Source organism: Methylosinus sp. H3A, from assembly GCF_015709455.1.
GTDB lineage: Bacteria > Pseudomonadota > Alphaproteobacteria > Rhizobiales > Beijerinckiaceae > Methylosinus.
Window position 1 is genome coordinate 1,180,489 of record NZ_JADNQW010000005.1, and the last position, 14,708, is coordinate 1,195,196.

Consider the following 14,708-nt stretch of genomic DNA (forward strand, 5'->3'; position numbering starts at 1 on the left):
GTCGCGGCCGAAGGAGTCACGACGCCGATCGCGGCTCCGCTGCTAAAAAAGCACGCATTTGAGAGTGAGGGCGCGCTTGACGCATTCCCAATCCTGATCGGCCGGGCAGCGCAGCACCGCTACGCCCACACAGGTGGCGACGGCCGCCTGGCAGACGTCGATCGCACCCGGGGAAATTTCTCCGCCGGCGATCGAAAAAGTCTTTTGAATCTCTAGCTTGCAGCCCTTCAGCTTCCAGAGCGGGCCGGGCTGCGGAGGCGACGGCGGCGGGCCTCCTCCGAGGCCCTCGAGGAATTTGCCATAAGCGGCGATCGCCGCTCGCCCGAGTTGCTCCGTGTCCGTCTCGGCGATGTCCATTTTCAGCTCGCCTCTCGGAACCTCGCCAGCCGCCCTCGAAACGAAGTCGCGCGCAGCCTCCAGGCGCGCCCGACTGACGATCGCATCGGACGACGATTCGGCTGGAGCGAGCCACGAATGCGCCGCCACGAAAATGCCGTAAGATCCCGCGAGGACGCATAGGATCGCGATGAGCGCGCCGAGGAATCGGAGAAGCTCGCGCACCCAGGAATGCGGCGGCTCGCGATAGCTCGGCGGTTCGCGAAAAACGACCTGCGACATTGCGTATTCCTGGTCAGAAACGCTGATTTCGTCGAGATGCTTCGGCGAGCGACAAAACGCGCGGCCTCTCCGCGCAGAATAGAAGCTTCGACGCAGATCGGTCAACGATATCCTGCGCGAGCGGCCGGCTGCGCCGAAGGCGTGAACGGCGCCGCCGCGACCTTCGGCATATTGTCGTCGCAAACCTCTTGCTAAGTGCCGCCGGCAATCCGATGATTCGGACCGAGAGGGGGAAAAATGGCGGAAAAGCCTCCGAAGCGCGAACGTCCTGTCTTCACCGACAAGGAGGCCCTGCTCTATCACTCGCGTGGGCGACCCGGCAAAATCGCCGTCGTGCCCACGAAACCCATGGCGACGCAGCGCGATCTGTCGCTCGCCTATTCGCCCGGCGTCGCCGCGCCCGTGCTGGCGATCGCGGAAAATCCCTCCCTCGCCTTCGACTATACGGCCAAGGGAAACCTCGTCGCGGTCATCACCAATGGCACGGCGATCCTCGGCCTCGGCAATCTGGGCGCGCTCGCCGCCAAGCCCGTGATGGAAGGCAAGGCGACGCTGTTCAAGCGTTTCGCCGACATCGACTCCATCGACCTCGAGATCGACACTCAGGAGGTCGAGGCCTTCATCGCCGCCGTGCGCTATCTCGGTCCCTCCTTCGGCGGCATAAATCTCGAGGATATCAAAGCGCCGGAGTGCTTCATCATCGAGGAGCGCCTGCGCGAATTGATGGACATTCCCGTCTTTCACGACGATCAGCACGGCACCGCGATCATCTCCACCGCGGGACTGCTCAACGCGCTGCATCTCACCGGCCGCGACATCAAGGACACCAAGCTCGTCTGCAATGGCGCGGGCGCGGCCGGCATCGCCTGTCTCGATCTCGCCAAGGCCATGGGCTTCGCGGCGCAGAATGTCACGCTCTGCGACACCAAGGGCGTCGTCTATCGCGGCCGCGCCGAAGGCATGAATCAGTGGAAGAGCGCGCATGCGGTCGACACCAGCGCGCGCACGCTCGCCGAGGCGCTGGACGGCGCCGATATTTTCTTCGGCCTCTCGGTGAAAGGCGCGCTGACGCCCGACATGCTGAAGACGATGGCGCCCGATCCGATCATTTTCGCAATGGCCAATCCCGATCCCGAGATCACGCCGGAGGAGGCGCTCGCCGCCCGCCCCGACGCCATCGTCGCCACGGGACGCTCGGACTATCCGAACCAGATCAACAATGTTCTGGGCTTCCCTTACATCTTCCGCGGCGCGCTCGACGTGCGCGCCAAGACGATCAACATGGAAATGAAGATCGCCGCGGCGAAGGCTCTCGCCGAGCTGGCGCGCGAGGATGTGCCGGACGAGGTCGCCAACGCCTATCAGGGCGCGCGGCCGCGCTTTGGACGCGACTATCTCATCCCCGCACCCTTCGATCCGCGCCTCATCTCCATCGTGCCGCCGGCGGTGGCGAAGGCGGCGATGGATTCGGGCGTCGCGCGTCACCCGCTCGTCGATATGAACGCCTATCGCGCGGAGCTTTCCGCGCGGCGCGATCCGATCGCCGGCCTCATGCATACGATCTATGATCGCGTGCGGCGCGACCCCAAGCGCGTCGTCTTCGCCGAGGGCGAGGAGGAGCAGGTCATTCGCGCGGCGCTCTCCTTTGTCGCGCAGGGATTGGGCCGCCCCATACTCGTCGGCCGCGAGGATCGCGTGGCGCAAACGGCGCGGAGCGCCGGCCTGGAGCTCAGCGATCAGATCGAGGTGCATAACGCCAAGCTCTCCTCGCGCAATGGCGTCTATGCGCAATTTCTGTTCGAGCGCCTGCAGCGCAAAGGCTTTCTGTTCCGCGACTGTCAGCGCCTCATCAACACCGACCGCAATCATTTCGCCGCGGCTATGGTGGCGCAGGGCGACGCCGACGCCATGGTGACCGGCGTCACCCGCAATTTCTCCAATGCGCTGGAGGATGTGCGCCATGTCGTCGACCAGAAGCCGGGACACAGGCTCATCGGCGCCTCGCTGGTGCTGGCGCATGGGCGCATCGTCGTCGTCGCCGATACGGCGATCACCGAAATGCCCGAGGCCGCCGATCTCGCCGACATAGCGATAGAGGCCGCCGGCGTGGCGCGGCGCATCGGCCTCGAGCCGCGCGTCGCCATGCTCGCCTTCTCGACCTTCGGCTATCCGCCGGGCGAGCGCACCGCCCGCGTCCATGACGCGGTGCGCGTGCTCGATTCGCGGCGCGTCGACTTCGAATATGAGGGCGAGATGGCGGCCGATGTCGCCCTCAGCCGGCAGGCGATGGCGGCCTATCCCTTCTCCCGCCTCAGCGACACCGCCAATGTGCTGATAATGCCGGCCTTTCATTCCGCGTCGATCTCGACCAAAATGCTACAGGAGCTGGGCGGGGCGACAGTGCTGGGTCCGCTGATCGTCGGGCTCGACAAGCCGATCCAAATCGTTCAATTGGGCGCGACCGACGCCGATATCGTCAATATGGCCGCGCTGGCGGCTTTCGGGGTCGGAGGTTGAGAGCGCTTTCCGCTCGGACGGAATCGTTCGAGCGATCAGAATTCGCTCCAGTTTAAAAAGTCAGCCGCCTTCTGGGCGGCGCGTAGCGGGCGCATCAGACCGCTGTTCTGTCACGGCGATGAAATAATTGCATTGCAGTGACAATCCTTTGGACAGAACGAGAGACCAGAGACGATGAACATCACAATGATTGGATCGGGCTATGTGGGCCTCGTGTCCGGCGCCTGCTTCGCGGATTTCGGCCATGTCGTGACCTGCGTCGACAGCGACGCCTCGAAGATCGAGCGGCTGCTGCGCGGCGAAATTCCGATCTATGAGCCCGGCCTCGACGAGCTCGTCGCCAATAATGTGCGGCAAAATCGCCTGTTCTTCACCACCGATCTCGCCCCCGCCGTGCGCGGCGCGGACGCCGTGTTCATCGCCGTCGGCACGCCCTCGCGCCGCGGCGACGGCCATGCGGACCTCTCCTATGTCTACGCCGCCGCCGAAACGATCGGCCGGGCGCTGGACCGTTTCACGGTCATCGTCAACAAGTCGACCGTTCCGGTCGGCACGGGCGACGAGGTCGAGCGCCTCATTCGCGAGGTGAACCCTGGAGCGGATTTCGCCGTCGTCTCCAATCCGGAATTCCTGCGCGAAGGCGCGGCGATCGAGGACTTCAAGCGTCCCGACCGCGTCGTCATCGGCATAGAGGACGAGCGCGCGCGCGAGGTGATGTCGGAAATCTACCGGCCGCTGAGCCTCAACGAGCCGCCGCTGGTCTTCGTCGGCCGCCGCACCTCGGAGCTCACCAAATATGCGGCCAACGCCTTTCTCGCCACCAAGATCACCTTCATCAACGAGATCGCCGATCTCTGCGAGAAAGTGGGCGCCGATGTTCAGGACGTCGCGCGCGGCATCGGCCTCGACAAGCGCATCGGCGGCAAGTTCCTGCACGCCGGGCCGGGCTATGGCGGCTCCTGCTTCCCCAAGGACACGCTCGCGCTGCTCAAAACCGGCCAGGACTATAGCGCGCCGCTGCGCATCGTGGAGACGGTCGTCGCGGTGAATGATTCGCGCAAGCGCGCCATGGCCCGCAAGGTGATCGCGGCGCTCGGCGGCTCGGTGCGTGGCAAGAAGATCGGCCTGCTGGGCCTCGCCTTCAAGCCCAACACCGACGACATGCGCGACGCGCCTTCGCTCTCCATCGTCGCCTCGCTGGCCGGCGACGGCGCCAAGGTCTACGCCTATGATCCGGAGAGCATGGGCCAAGCGCGGCCCTTGATGCCGGAAGTGACCTTCTGCGACGACCCTTACGCGACGGCGGAAGGCGCCGACGCTCTGGTGATCGTCACCGAATGGGATGCGTTCCGCGCGCTCGACTTGGACCGCGTCAAGACACTGCTGAAGACGCCGGTGATCGTCGATCTGCGCAACATCTACCGCGCCGCCGACATTCGCAAACGCGGCTTCACTTATCTGAGCGTCGGCCGCGAATAGACGCTGCGATCATTCCCGGCGGGCCAAAGGCCCGACCGGGAATTCAGGAGCCGCCCTCGATTTCGGCGCACAAGGCGCGGATCACGCGCGGCCCCGCCGCTCGGAAAGGCCGAGAGAAGTCAGCGCCGAGAGCATCGGCGGCGCTTCCCGGCGCAGCTCGAGCGCCGCGTTACGGGCGTTCTCGGCCGAATGGAACAAGCGGCCCTCCAGCGGACGAAAAGATTGTTTCGCCGCATAGAAGCGATAGCCGTTCGCATCGCGGGCGACCACGCCGACGGCTTCTTCGCCGAGCTCGATGATATAGGCGTCGGACATTTTTGGCCTCCTCAGTCTGCGCGGCGTGGAGCCCGTTCCGCGCCGCGACGCCAATTCCTTCTCGCCCGCGATGAACATCTCGAACGAGCGGCGCGCCGCCCCCATCGGGCGTTTATAGGCTCATGCGAATCGTTCGTTATGTCAAATGGAATGTTCTTTTCAAAGAACCGCGTCGGGAGAATAATCTCACTTCCGAGCAAAGAGGCGGCGATGAATTTCTGCTCCACGCCAGAGGCGCGCCACATTCGTCACACGGCCGTCGTCTCCGATTGTTGAATATTCACGCCTTTCAATTGCGTGGAGAGTCTTATGACATCCGTTGCCTCGAGCGTCGAATTGCCATCGAGCGTCGACGCGCATAGTCCAAAGCCGAAGCTCGATCATCCGCTCGACATACGCGCGCTACTCGTTTTCCTAGCGATCGTCGCCCTCGGCCTCGCCTTCACGGCCTGGAGCATCTACCAGGACATTCTCGAATCCGGCGCGCCGGTGACGAATTTCCTTCCCTTCCTGCTGCTCGGCGTCGCGTTGCTCATCGCGCTCGGCTTCGAATTCGTGAACGGCTTCCACGACACCGCCAACGCCGTGGCGACGGTGATCTACACCCACTCGCTGCCGGCGCCCGTCGCCGTCGTCTGGTCGGGCTTCTTCAATTTCCTCGGCGTGCTGTTCTCGACCGGCGCGGTGGCTTTCGGCATCGTCTCGCTGCTGCCTGTCGAACTCATTCTGCAAGTGGGCTCGCAGGCCGGCTTCGCCATGGTGTTCGCGCTGCTCATCGCCGCGATCATGTGGAACCTCGGCACATGGTGGCTCGGCCTGCCGGCCTCCTCCTCGCACACGCTGATCGGCTCGATCATCGGCGTCGGCGTCGCCAACGCCCTCATGCGCGGGCGCGATGGGACGTCCGGCGTCGATTGGGGCAAGGCCACCGACATCGGCTATGCGCTGCTTCTCTCACCTATCGTCGGCTTCGTCTCGGCGGCGCTGCTGCTGCTGGCGCTGAAATTCTTCGTGCGCAAGCCGGAGCTCTATACGGAGCCCAAGGGCCAGGCCGCGCCGCCCTGGTGGATTCGTAGCCTGCTGGTGCTGACCTGCACCGGCGTCTCCTTCGCCCATGGCTCCAATGACGGCCAGAAGGGCATGGGCCTCATCATGCTGATCCTCATCGGCACGGTGCCCACCTCTTACGCGCTCAATCGCGCGCTGCCGGCAAGCCATCTCGAGAGCTTCTCCAAGGCCTCGCATGCGGCCTCGAAGGTCGTCGAAGCGAAGGCGGCCGGCTACAATGTCCTCGGCGATCCGCGCCCGGCCGTGACCAATTACGTCGCCCAGCATCAGATCAACGAGGGAACCTATCCCTCGCTCGCCGTGCTGATCCGCGACATCTCCCAGCAGATCGAGAGCTATGGCTCGATCTCGAAAATCCCCTTCGCCGCGGTGGGCAACACGCGCAACGACATCTATCTCGTGTCGGAGGCCTTGCGCTTCCTCGCCAAGGACAAGGCGGCGGAACTGACCGACTCCGACAAGAAAACGCTGAAGGACTATAAGGATCAGATCGATCAGGCGACCAAATTCATCCCGCTCTGGGTGAAGATCGCCGTCGCCATCGCGCTCGGCCTCGGCACGATGATCGGCTGGAAGCGCATCGTCGTCACCGTCGGCGAGAAGATCGGCAAGCAGCATCTCACTTATGGCCAGGGCGCCTCCGCGGAGCTCGTCGCCATGGGCACGATCGCCGCCGCTGATATGTACGGCCTGCCGGTCTCGACGACGCATGTCCTCTCTTCCGGCGTCGCCGGCACGATGACGGCCAATGGCGGCGGCGTGCAGATGGCGACGATCCAGAAGCTGCTGATGGCTTGGGTGCTCACGCTCCCCGCCGCCATTTTGCTCTCGGCGTCGCTCTATTTCCTGCTGCGCCAGATCATGTGAGCCGACTCGCCCTCCCCTCGAGGGCGGGGCTGTCGCTCATGAGCGAAGAGTTCGAGCACGAACTCTTCGCTCTCGCGCCCGCTTTCACGGAAAGCTTTTCGCCCTGCTCCTGCCGGCGACGCCGAGCTTTTCCAACCGCATTTCGTCCAGCAGATCGAGATATTTCGCCGCGACGCTGTCCCAGCCGAAATTCTCGGCGGTGGCGCGCGCGCCGGCGCGCAGCGCCGCATAGCCGGCCTCGTCGTCGAACGCCTCGCGCAATTTGTCCGCGACGCCGCGCGCGTCCTGCTCTATCGTGAAACCGTTCACGCCGTCGCGCAAATAATCCTCTATGCCGCCGACGCGCGTCGCGAAGACCGGCAGGCCGGCCGCCATCGCCTCCATGCAGACGAGCGAGAAGGTCTCATAGGCCGTCGGAAACACAAAGGCGTCGGCCGCGGCGTAGAAAGCGGCGACATCGCGTCGCGCGCCACAAAATACGAGGCGGCTCTCCGCCTCCGCGGCGCGTTTGCGATAGCGCGCCGGATTGTCGGAGCCGACCACGGCCAGCCAATAGCGCTCGTCCAAAAGCGCGAGCGCGTCGATGACATGGGCGAGCCCCTTGCGGTCGAATTCATGTCCGACGAAAAGCAAGAGCCGCGCGTCCCGCGGAATTCCGAATGCGTCGCGAATTGCCGCGCGCGCCGCCTCCGACGCTTGGAAACGATCGAGATCGATGCCATTGTAGATCACCCGCACGCGCTCGGCGGGAACATTGTAATGAAATTGCAGTTCCTCGCGAACGCGCGCCGACACGGCGACGAATTTTCGGTAACGAAGACCGCCGATCATCCAGGCATCGCGTAAGGCGACCCAATAATGCAATGGATTGAGCAGCCAGCTCCAATTGCCCGCCTTGCGCTTTTGCGCGAGGCTTTCCGCATTGACGGCGTGAACCACCAGCACATCGCCGCAGAGACAATCGCCATGGCTGATGACTTGCGCCGCCCCTGCGCGGCGACGCACGGCCGATGTCGCCGCGAGCGTGAACCACGGCACGACGATGAGACGGCCGATATGGCGCAGCGCGCCCCGCGTCGGTATGCGCGAAAGCCAGGGCGCGACTCTCGCAATCTCCGTCGCTTCGTCGCCATCGCCGGCGACGACCGCGGTCACGACGCTGTTGCGCACGCCGGCGCGCGCAAAGGCTTGCGCGAGCTCGAATGCGACGCTCTCGACGCCGCCGGCGCGACTGAACTCCTGCGTCACCTGAACGACTTCTACCGAGCTGCGCGGTCCCATTGGTCACGTCCATGATGCGAATATTCGCGAGAATCGCGCGCCTGACGCTTCTATTCGCGTCGTCCGCCCTCTGCGATGATAGGCCTCCTCAGCCTATTGCGCCTTGCGCGAATGCGCCTTGCGTCTATCCATCTTCGGTTAATGCGCCTTTGCGAATGCGCATCGGCGGCGGCAATCTCGTGACCCACACGCCCGGCGCGCCCTCGGCGCCGATGTACGCCGCATTGCGCGGGGTCGGCGCGACGCTCGGTCGAATGGATTCCTACGGCTGGCGCACGCTCGACCGCAAGCCGACGCCGACCGATTTCGACGCCGCCATGCGCGAGGCCTATGAGCACGGAATCACGCCGGTCATTCTGCTCGAATATGAGGGCTCGTATCAATTTCTCGATCCGCCGCAGCCGATCGGCTCTTATGAGGATTGGTTCGCCGCCGGCGTCGCCTACGCCAAGCGATTCCAGCCCGGCGGCGATTGGGCGAAAGCCAATCATGTGACGGGATGGGGCGTCACCATCTTCACCGCCATCAACGAGCCGGACGTGCAGGCGACCATTCCGCGCGACGATTACCGCAGAGCGCTCGAAGGGCTCGCCGACGGCGTCCACCGCGTCGATCCCAATCTGAAGGTCGTTCCCGGCGGATTCGCCACATGCAATTCGCAGGGCGACGCGACGCTGCGCGGCTATGGGCCTGCCATCGCTCCGCTGCTGAAGGACGGCCGTCTCGACGGGATCGATCTGCACACCTATTACAATTTTCGCTGGTATCCTTTGACCAAGGGTCGGCAATTCTCGGCGCAGGGCTGTTTCGACCGCGTCAAGAAAGCGATGAGCGTCGAACGCGACATTAATTTCTACGCGACCGAATATAATATTTCCAAATCGGAAGGCTGGGCGCGCGCCGACATTGCCGCGCGACTGTTTCTGACTGCTTTTTGGGACGAAATGTCCGTCGTGCATGCCGACGGGCGCAGTTCCGCCACGGTTTTCGCCATGCCCTGGAACCTCGCCGACACGGGCAAGATCGAGGGGCCGAGCTATGCGATGGCGACCGCCGCCGATCCGTGGCGACCAGAGGCGCGGGCGATCGTCTTGCGCAACGCGCTCCAACTCGCCGGCTCGATGCATTTCACCTCCATAGACCATCAAAAAGGGCTGCTGACGCTGGAAGGCCCCAGCGGACAATTATTCGTGTGGCACGATCTCGAAGGCTGGACCGACGCGCCCGGCTCCGCTTGGACGATCCGACTGCCGTCATGGGCCGTCACGGCGGAGCTCTGGGGATGGGACGGGCGGCGCCGAAGCGTCTCCGTGACGGGCGGCGCGCATCGCTTCGCCGAGCTGCAGCCGGGCGAGACTTACATGGCTTACGTCCCACGCCCTAAGCCGTGATCGACGCGCGGCCATGAGCCTCGAACCAGGCTCGCCGCAAAGTGCCCGCGACCTCGTCATAGGTGAAGCGCGTGACGACATTGTCCAGAGCCGCCTGCGACTTCGCGCGCAGATCCTCCCGGCCGGCGGCGATGTCGTCGAGCAAGCGCGCCAGCGCCGCGCTGTCGCGCTCGGCCACGATCCATCCACCCTTCCCCACGACGGCGGGTATCGCGCCGCAACTCGAGCCGATCACCGGCACGCCGCAGCTCTGCGCCTCTATGATGACGCGGCCGAACTGCTCCCTGACGCGCGGCGTGGTGCGCGTGAACAAAATCAGCGCGTCCAATCCGCGCATGAGCTCGGCAAGCTCCTGCGGCGCCGCCCAATCGCGAAAATACACGTTTTCGCTCAACCCCAGGCGCTCGGCGCGCGCGCGCAACGCGCCCGCGTGAGGGCCCGCGCCGATCAGGCCGAGACTGACCAACGACCGCGCCTGCGCCAGAGCGTCGAGCACATCGTCGAGCCCTTTCTCCTCGACCAACCGGCCCACATAGCCGATGCGCAGGCCTCGGCCCTGCCGCGCCGCGACTCCATCGGGCCGAAAGCAATCCTGATCCACGCCATATCCGATCATCGTGACCGGGCCCTCATAGCCGCCCGCCCGGACGACAGCCTCCGCGTCCGGGCTTCGCGCGAGAATAAGCGCGCATTTCTTCAGCACGAAGCGACGGATCGATTCGAACGGCGGCGGCAATGTCTTGAGAATATTCTGGTCGACCTCGAGAACCAGAGCCGCGTCTCGCTTCAGCAGCGCAGCTTGCAGCGCCACTATGCTCCAGGGCTCCTCCCAAAGATGGATCACATGCGGCCGCAGCTTGCGCAGCAGGCGCGGGAGGTGCGGATAAAAATGGAGATACCAGTTCAACGGCCCCGCGCTCGGCAGCAGGATCGGCGACAGATGCAGCTGCAACGCCGGATCGGCGGCGGGCTCCCCGGAAATCGAGCGGCCGAATTCGCGCCAATTCGCGGGCGCGACGAGATGCAGGTCGAGGTCGCTCTGGCACAGCAAAGGCGTGTAGCGCTGGCGCCCGCCCTTCTGGCCGACGGCGGAATGCGCGACCGAAACGACGCGCAGCGGAGAGGAGACGGGATTGCCGAGATCAGACACGGCCGAGCATCCTCGCGACCAGACCGGAGACGCCGGTCAAATGCATTTCGGCCATCGCCAGGCTTCGCGCTCCGCCGTTCAGCGTGTTGCGCGGCAGGCTGAACAGATCGCTCCGCCGCCGCATGACGCCCTTGCGCGTCGTGGCCGCGGAGGCGAAGCCCGCCCGCCGCGCGAGCGCGAAATCGCGCGGGCCGGCGTCGCCGGAGCGGCCGAAGGGAAAGGCGAAATGTCGAATGTCTCGGTCGAGCCTCTCGCCGAGCCGCCGGCGACAGGCGACGAGCTCGGCGAGCGCCTCTTGCTCGGCGAGCGCCGACACGCGCGGATGACCGACCGTATGCGCGCCGATCTCGACGAGCGGATCGCGCGCCAACGTCTCCAGCATCGCCCATGAGATGGCGTGCTTCTCGTGAAGCGCCGTCTCGTCGAAACCATTCTCTGCGCAAAACGCGGAATAGCGCGCGCCGGCGCGCGGCCCGTCCCAGCTCTGCTCGAGCGACGCATAGAGGCGGCGCTTGTCGAGCCTGCTCGAGACATCCGCCGTCGTCCCGTCGAGAATGACGCGGTCCTTGCGCAAGATGATGTCTTCGAGGCCCGCATTCCACATGGACATGGTCGCATCGGGAATTCCGGTGGTCACGAACAGCGTCACCGGGGCCCCATGCTCGCGGAACAGCGGGACGACCTCCTCGAATGTGTCGCGGTAGCAATCGTCGACGGAAAAATTCGCAAAGCGGTCGCCGGACCGACCGGCGCGGGCGCGGTCGATCGCCTCTTCCATGGTCACGATCGACCAGGCATGCGCCTTCAAATAGCCGAGCAGGCGATCGAGATAGGCGAGATCGAGATAGAAATTGCGATTGGGCAATCGCTCCCAGAGCGCGCTCGGCGCAGCACGGTGAAAGGTGAACAGGCAGCCCCGCGCGCCGCTCGCGGCGTCGAAGAGCGCCCCGATCGGCCGTAGCAGAGCTTCTATCGGCAAGACCTCCGTCAAGGTCGACGCGAGACTCATGGTCGTTCCCCTCTGGCGAGCAAAATCCGCAATTTCGAAACACACAGTCGACGCAAATCCGGCAGGAGGACGAAAGCCCCGACCAGAGTCCAGAACGCGCAGGCGACTCCGCCAGCGAATAATCGCGACGCCGAAGCGCTCGCTTGCGCCTCGATCAGCCGCCCCACGATCAGCATGCCGGCGCCGGACCCCGCGGCTATGCATGTCAGGGAGAGGATGCGCCGCCGGTTCGGCAGCGCCCATGTCGCGCCGACGAGCAGAGTGAGGCTGCGCGCGCTCTCACCGAGGCCGATCAGCAGCAGGCCGAGGCCCAGAGGCGGCGCGAGCCAGGCGCCGATCGCATTGAGAGCGATATTGACGAGATAGGCGCCGACGACGATCAAGGTCACCCGCCCGTTGCGGCCCTCGCTATTGAGACGCCGCACGAGAATCCACCCGAGCGTCGAAGCCCAAAGGCCTATGGAGACGCCCTGCAGCGCGGAGCTCGTGAGCAGAAGTCCGGTCTCCGAGAATGCGCCGCGGAAAAACACCAGCCGAACGATATCCGGCGCGAACACATAGACGAAGGCCGAGGCCGGAACCGTAACGGCGAGGATGAGGCGAACGATGCCTTCGATCTGATGATGGCTCTCGTCATTGCGATAGCTCGACATATAGGCGAGCCCGACGGGTTGGCTGATCAGCAGCGACGCCGTGTCCGAGAGCGTGCGCGAATAATCGAGCGAGGCCACCGCGCCGGTGACATTTCGCGACGCCGCCAGGCGCTCGACCCAGACCTGCGCCTGCTCGGCGAAGGGCAGCGCGAGGAGCGGTCGCAGGCGCCAAACGAACTCGCGACCCGCCGCAAATATCGCCGCAGGGCGCAGACCGCCGGGGTCCAGCGTCTGCTCCCGATAGCGGAGCCAGAGGCCGAACAGCGCCAAAGCGTTGAAGGAGAGCGTAAAGGGCCAGGCGAGCGCGCCGAACCAGCCGATGACGGAATAGAGCGCCAGACCGATGATCATCGACAGATTCAGCAGGCCCGCGCGCAGATTGGAGAGCCGCGTCTCTCCGAGCGCGATCTCGCCCGCCGCCAGAGTGTTCAGCAGCACCGAGGCCGGCATCGCCCAGCTCATGATGCGAACATAGCTCAGCGTCAGCGCCTTGCCCTCTGGAGAAAAGCCGCTGAGCATCACATCGATCCACCAGGCGCCGAGCGCTTGCACGCCGAGCATCACCGCGAATGCGGCGAGCGTCAGCGCGCAGCAGAGCGAGGCGAGCAGGCGAGGCGCGTTTCCCTCCCTTTGCGCCCGCTGAAGCATGGGGATGAGAATGGCGGGCGCGCTCTCGTTCTGCAGGAAGCACAATGGCAGCAAGATCACCGTGACCGCGCCCCTGTAGCCGTCGGCGAGCAGCGACGCCCCCAGCACCTGGGCCATCAATATTTCGCGCGCGAAGCCGAGAATCTTGCTGGCGAGCGCGCCGAGCATCAACAGCACGGCCATTTTGCGAGGCGAAGCGACTCGCGCGGGAGCCGCGGCAGAATGCGGAAGGCGCGGCGCGACGAGCGCGGCGTCGCGAAGGCGCTGCGTCCAGCTCATCGTCGCAGTCGATGTTCTGCGCTCGGGCGGGGGCCCGGCGCGGGGAAGGAGGCCAGAGCGAGAGCCATGAACGTCCAGAACAGGAAGCCGACCTCGCCGGCCCCTATCCCCGCGAGCGGCAATTGCACGATGAAAAAGACTCCGAATGCGCCGAGAATGACCTTTTCCGAGCGTGCGTCGCTCCACGCTCCGACGATCGCCGAGACCGCGACCCACACGAGCGCGAAAAGACAAAGGAGGCCGAAGACGATTCCCATGGATTGCCAGCAGGAGATGATCATCCCGTCGACGGCCTGCGCGCCTGCGACGCCGGTGTCGACGGTCGTGAAGCCGGCGCCGAACAGCGAGCTGTCGGAGAGGTTCCACAAGGCGGCGTATTGATCGAGCCGCTCCCGCGCGCTTCCATCGCGACTGCCCTCCGAGAAGGACGCCAGCCTCGCGCCGATCGACTCGCCGAATTGCGTCGATGTCAGCGCGACGATCGTCGCCGCGCAAACGCCGAACATCATCATGAAGGAGCGTCCGCGCGTCGGGCGGAACAGAGCGCAGAACAGCATGGCCACGATCAGAGAGATCCAGGCCGTGCGATAGAGCGAGAGGGACAGCGCGAGCGCTGCGGGCGCGGTGGCGATCTGGGACAGCCAGTCGCTCTTGCGAAACCAGACGAGCAGAAGCCCTGTCGCGGTGAAGGTCGCAAAGCCCGCGGGAGCGTTCATCGTGCTGAAAACGCGCACGCTGTAGGGCAGCGGCTGGCCGATAGAGGTGATCGGCGCATTTTGCATCCAGAAGCGATCCCAAGCGAGCGGATCGACATATTGGAAGACGCCATACAGGCCGATGATCGGCAATGTGATCGCGAAGACATTGGTGACCGCCGTAAGAACCTCGTCCATGTCGGCGGCGTCGGCGAGCAGCATCGCATAGAGCAGAGGAGCGATCCACTTCACCGTATCGCGCGCGGCGCTCAGCCACTCGCCTTTGAACATTGTGAGGATCATCGCATAGACGACGCAGCCGATGACGATGAACAACGGGCCCATGCGGCGCATACGACCCGGCGAGGCCATCGGCTCGAGAAGGTGATAGAGAGGCGCCATGAGACAAGCCAGCGGCCCAACCAGCATGAGGCTGCTCGTATCATAGCCGAGGCGAAGATCGACCAGCCGCCTGACGAATGGCGTGAAGAGGAGCAAGAGCAACGCTGCGCCGACATGCGCCGCCGGTCCGCGCCGCCAGGCCCACCACCCCACGCTCGCGCAAGCGAGCACGAACAGCGCGCGCGCAGTGGAGCCGATGAACGGACCGAGCGCGGCGAATATCAGCAGCGTCGCGAGCGCCGCCGCCCAGCCCGGCAAATATTGTCGCGAGCCCGATGCAGACTCGCGGCGGAGCCCGCCCTCGATTCTCGCGCCCGGAAAGCTCGCCATCGCTCC

General features: G+C 65.0%; 11 protein-coding genes. 4 read left to right on the forward strand and 7 right to left on the reverse strand.

The window, feature by feature from the left end; all coding sequences use genetic code 11:
- Positions 1 to 42 precede the first annotated feature (42 nt).
- Positions 43 to 618 (reverse strand): hypothetical protein, encoded by a 576-nt coding sequence (locus IY145_RS08645; protein ID WP_196407836.1) that lies wholly within the window; start codon positions 616 to 618, stop codon positions 43 to 45.
- 237 nt (positions 619 to 855) lie between these two features.
- Between IY145_RS08645 and IY145_RS08650 the strand changes: the two genes are divergently transcribed.
- Positions 856 to 3,135, forward strand: a complete 2,280-nt coding sequence (locus IY145_RS08650) for an NADP-dependent malic enzyme (protein WP_196407837.1) — start codon at positions 856 to 858, stop codon at positions 3,133 to 3,135.
- Between the two features lie 174 nt (positions 3,136 to 3,309).
- Positions 3,310 to 4,614: a UDP-glucose/GDP-mannose dehydrogenase family protein gene (locus IY145_RS08655; RefSeq protein ID WP_196407838.1), complete on the forward strand. Its 1,305-nt coding sequence runs from the start codon at positions 3,310 to 3,312 to the stop codon at positions 4,612 to 4,614.
- 81 nt (positions 4,615 to 4,695) lie between these two features.
- Here IY145_RS08655 and IY145_RS08660 read toward each other — a convergent pair whose 3' ends face one another.
- Complete coding sequence (locus IY145_RS08660) at positions 4,696 to 4,929, reverse strand: hypothetical protein (protein WP_196407839.1); 234 nt, start codon at positions 4,927 to 4,929, stop codon at positions 4,696 to 4,698.
- 309 nt (positions 4,930 to 5,238) lie between these two features.
- Here IY145_RS08660 and IY145_RS08665 point away from each other — a divergent pair, with 309 nt between their 5' ends.
- Positions 5,239 to 6,864, forward strand: coding sequence for an inorganic phosphate transporter (locus tag IY145_RS08665; RefSeq protein ID WP_196407840.1), 1,626 nt, complete (start codon positions 5,239 to 5,241; stop codon positions 6,862 to 6,864).
- An 84-nt stretch (positions 6,865 to 6,948) separates the two neighbouring features.
- Here the strand turns inward: IY145_RS08665 and IY145_RS08670 are convergent, their stop codons facing one another.
- On the reverse strand, positions 6,949 to 8,145 hold the full coding sequence (locus tag IY145_RS08670) for a glycosyltransferase family 4 protein (protein WP_196407841.1): 1,197 nt from the start codon (positions 8,143 to 8,145) through the stop codon (positions 6,949 to 6,951).
- A 155-nt stretch (positions 8,146 to 8,300) separates the two neighbouring features.
- Between IY145_RS08670 and IY145_RS08675 the strand changes: the two genes are divergently transcribed.
- Positions 8,301 to 9,536 (forward strand): hypothetical protein, encoded by a 1,236-nt coding sequence (locus tag IY145_RS08675; RefSeq protein ID WP_246721872.1) that lies wholly within the window; start codon positions 8,301 to 8,303, stop codon positions 9,534 to 9,536.
- Here IY145_RS08675 and IY145_RS08680 read toward each other — a convergent pair.
- Genes IY145_RS08680 through IY145_RS08695 form a run of 4 tightly spaced genes read right to left on the reverse strand, consistent with a single transcriptional unit; the run spans position 9,526 to position 14,702 of the window.
- Complete coding sequence (locus IY145_RS08680; protein WP_196407843.1) at positions 9,526 to 10,686, reverse strand: glycosyltransferase; 1,161 nt, start codon at positions 10,684 to 10,686, stop codon at positions 9,526 to 9,528. The two genes, IY145_RS08675 and IY145_RS08680, sit on opposite strands and share 11 nt — an antisense overlap.
- Positions 10,679 to 11,695: a polysaccharide deacetylase family protein gene (locus IY145_RS08685; protein ID WP_196407844.1), complete on the reverse strand. Its 1,017-nt coding sequence runs from the start codon at positions 11,693 to 11,695 to the stop codon at positions 10,679 to 10,681. Before IY145_RS08685 ends, IY145_RS08680 begins: the two co-directional genes overlap by 8 nt.
- Positions 11,692 to 13,275, reverse strand: coding sequence for a lipid II flippase MurJ (locus IY145_RS08690; RefSeq protein WP_196407845.1), 1,584 nt, complete (start codon positions 13,273 to 13,275; stop codon positions 11,692 to 11,694). The genes IY145_RS08685 and IY145_RS08690 overlap by 4 nt, the downstream gene beginning before the upstream one ends.
- Positions 13,272 to 14,702, reverse strand: a complete 1,431-nt coding sequence (locus IY145_RS08695) for an O-antigen ligase (protein ID WP_196407846.1) — start codon at positions 14,700 to 14,702, stop codon at positions 13,272 to 13,274. Before IY145_RS08695 ends, IY145_RS08690 begins: the two co-directional genes overlap by 4 nt.
- Positions 14,703 to 14,708 lie beyond the last annotated feature (6 nt).